Origin of the sequence: Okeania sp. SIO2F4 (assembly GCF_010672385.1) — a bacterium.
Taxonomy (GTDB): Bacteria; Cyanobacteriota; Cyanobacteriia; order Cyanobacteriales; family Microcoleaceae; genus Trichodesmium.
On the sequence record NZ_JAAHGT010000985.1, the window covers coordinates 1 to 3524 of the forward strand.

General features: G+C 35.9%; 2 protein-coding genes. Both read left to right on the forward strand.

Features of this window, described 5'->3' with window-relative positions:
* The first annotated feature begins 344 nt into the window (after positions 1 to 344).
* Complete coding sequence (gene cruG / locus F6K22_RS36015; protein ID WP_293109412.1) at positions 345 to 1559, forward strand: 2'-O-glycosyltransferase CruG; 1215 nt, start codon at positions 345 to 347, stop codon at positions 1557 to 1559.
* Positions 1560 to 2319: 760 nt separating this feature from the next.
* The gene (locus F6K22_RS36020; RefSeq protein WP_293109413.1) at positions 2320 to 3267 is read left to right on the forward strand and encodes an Npun_F2552 family protein; all 948 of its coding nucleotides are present in this window, start codon (positions 2320 to 2322) and stop codon (positions 3265 to 3267) included.
* Positions 3268 to 3524: the final 257 nt, after the last annotated feature.

Consider the following 3524-nt stretch of genomic DNA (forward strand, 5'->3'; position numbering starts at 1 on the left):
GTGATTATTAATTATTTAATTGTTCATTGTTAATTGCTGAAGGAGAAATTGTGGTCTAAAGCCTCCTTTTTTAAGGAGAAAAAAAGCAAAAAATTTTCCTTTGAGTCAATCCCCTTCTTTTAAGAAAGGGTGATTATTAATTATTACCTTAAAAAGGTCTGTTAAGGTCTTTGGTTAACTATTAGACCTCTCCAAAAATAAAAAATCAAATCAATTATCGAGCACAAACCATCAATTATTTCCCCCCTATTCCCTACTCCTTACTCCCTCTTTTATGGAGATGTCTATTACTCCTCTGAAAGATAATATAAAGTCTAAAATACTGCCTCTAAAAATCCAAAATTATGCCTGAAGTCTTTTTTTTTGTCATGCTAATGTTGCAACTACCAGCAACAGCTATCTTATTATCACGTCTCATTAAAGGTCCGACTCGCCAACCGCCATTAAAACCTGACTTGCCTACACCAGAATTATTAGGTAAGGTGACAGTTGTGGTACCAACTCTTAATGAGGCAGAGCGTATTACTCCCTGTTTAATAGGTTTGAGTAGGCAAAGTTATGAAGTGCGGGAAATAATTGTAGTTGATAGTAACTCGACAGATGATACTCAATATTTAGTTAAGACTACAGCAAAAAAAGACCCAAGGTTTCGCTTAATTACGGACGACCCTTTACCTCCTGGGTGGGTGGGTCGTCCTTGGGCTTTACATACGGGGTTTTTGGCAAGTTCCCCAAAGAGTGAATGGTTTCTGGGAGTAGATGCGGATACTCAACCAGACCCAGGGTTAGTAGCTAGTTTGGTTAAAAAGGCTGAAGCGGAAGCCTATGATTTGATTTCTCTGTCGCCACGGTTTATCCTGAAATATCCTGGAGAACTGTGGCTACAACCTGCTTTATTAATAACTTTAGTCTATAGGTTTGGACCGACGGGTACGGGGGGGCAAACACCAGAACGAGTTATGGCTAATGGTCAATGTTTTTTGTGTCGCCGTTCGGTTTTGTCGAAGATGGGGGGTTATATTAGTGCTAAGGGTTCTTTTTGTGATGATGTGACTCTGGCTAGAAATATTGCTGGTGAGGGGTATAAGGTGGGGTTTCTGGATGGAGCGCAGGTTTTGCAAGTGAGAATGTATGAGGGGATGATGGAAACTTGGCGGGAGTGGGGGCGATCGCTTGATTTGAAGGATGCTTCTCCTACTGCTCAAATTTGGAGCGATCTTTGGTTGTTGTTGGCAACTCAGGGTTTGCCTTTGTTAGTGGTATTGGGTTATTTATTGTTTGGTTTGCCTATTTCTATTTCTGTGTCTGCTAAATTTTTATTATTTGGTTTGAATTTATTTTTATTATTAATTAGGTTTGCTTTATTATTGGGTATTGCTCCTTCTTATGACTTTAGTAAAGCTCAAGCTAGTTGGTTATTTTTATTTTCTCCTTTAGCAGATCCTTTGGCTGTTTTACGAATATTTTTATCTGCTATGAAGACTCCGACAAAATGGCGGGGTAGAGTTTATGGAGAAAATCCGGTTGTTTCAAGGAGTCAGGAGTCATTTTGGGAATAGTTTAATCAAAATTATACTTATCTAAAAATTCATTTGGGAATGGTTTGATAGATGTCTCAGGACTTAGGCATTTTTGAGTCTTAAACACTATGTATCTATAACGTTATAGTTTTTTAACTCTATATATAGTGTTTTTCCATAAGTCCTACTAATTAAAAGAAGTCAGGAGTCATTTTGGGAATAGTTTAATCAAAATTATACTTATCTAAAAATTCATTTGGGAATGGTTTGATAGATGTCTCAGGACTTAGGCATTTTTGAGTCTTAAACACTATGTATCTATAACGTTATAGTTTTTGAACTCTATATATAGTGTTTTGGCCTAAGTCTCACCAATTAAAAGAAGTCAGGAGTGAGGAGTTATACCATTTCTCAAAAACTTTATCTATTTCAGAGTAGGAGACCCACCCCTAACCCCTCCCAGGAGGGGGAGTAGTTGCATGCAACGTCTGTACAGAGAAGTAAACATAACAATAATTAATATTAAATTAGCTCAAATTAGCAAAAGAATGATTTGGTATGTACTAATTAATTGATAACTGAAATATTTCCCAAGTATAGCATTACTTTTGATATTTGGTATTATAATGAATAGTCTAATCAAAATTAAACCTATCTAAAAAATCATTTTGGAATGGTTTTATAGATGTCTCTGAGAAATATCCAATAAAATCAGTTATCGGACAGAAATCATTAATTCTTTTTCCCTACTACCTACTCCCTCTTGTCTGGAAATGTCTATTAGTTAAATAAAAAAATTATGTCTACTGTAAGTTTAATCCGAGCTAATTCCTATAAAATTAACGAATTAGAAAAATCAATAGAGAATCTTTTAGAACCATTAGGGGGAATTAATGCCTTTATCAAAGCAGGCGATCGTGTTCTATTAAAGCCAAATTTACTGACGGGTTCTCGCCCCACAAAAGAATGCGTAACGAGAAGAGAAATAGTTTATTGTGTAGCTAAAATGGTAAAAGAAGCGGGTGGTAAACCTTTTTTAGGTGATAGTCCAGCTTTTGGTAGTGCTATGGGTGTGGCGAAAGCAAATGGTTATTTATCATTACTCAAAGAGTTTGATTTACCAATAGTTGAATTTCATGGGAAACGTTACGACATAGTTAGTCAAGAATTTAATCATTTACTGTTAAGTAAAGAAGCAATGGCGGCAGATGTAATAATTAATTTGCCTAAGCTTAAATCTCATGTTCAACTAACTATGACAATGGGAGTAAAAAACTTATTTGGTTGTGTACCAGGAAAAATGAAAGCTTGGTGGCATTTAGAGGCGGGTAAAGATGCTCATCGTTTTGGCAAAATGCTGGTAGAAACTGCAAAAGCAATTAATCCAAATTTGACTATTATTGATAGTATTATCGGTCACGAAGGTAATGGTCCGATTGGTGGAGAACCTAGAAATTTAGGTATTTTGGGAGCATCTACAAATGTATTTGCTTTAGACCGAACATTTGCCGAAATTTTGAAAGTTAATTCGGCAGAAGTTCCCACAATGGCAGTTGCTGAAGAAATGGGATTTTGTTCTGATTTAAAAAGTGTTAATTTTCCATTATTACAACCTGCTGAAGTCGAGGTAGAAAATTGGCAGTTACCTACAACTAAGAAACCTATTGATTTTGGTGTTCCACGGATAATTAGGTCTACTTTTAAACATCTATACGTTAAGTTTATTCAAGAACCAATGAATATTTAATATTAGGAATTAGGGAGTAGGGAAGAGATAAGAAGATGCAGTTATTTTTTGAAAGGGAGCTGAAATTAGAAGTGAAATCTAGCTAGCCTCCTGTAGGGGTTTGGTCTCCCAACCCCTACTTTGCTCAGTTTGGTGAGGAAATATTTTTGAATATTTAATGGGAAGAGATAAGAGGATATAGCTATTTTTTGAAAGGGTGCTGAAATTGGAAGTGAAATATAGCTAGTTTTCTGTAGGGGTTTGGTCTGCCAACTCCA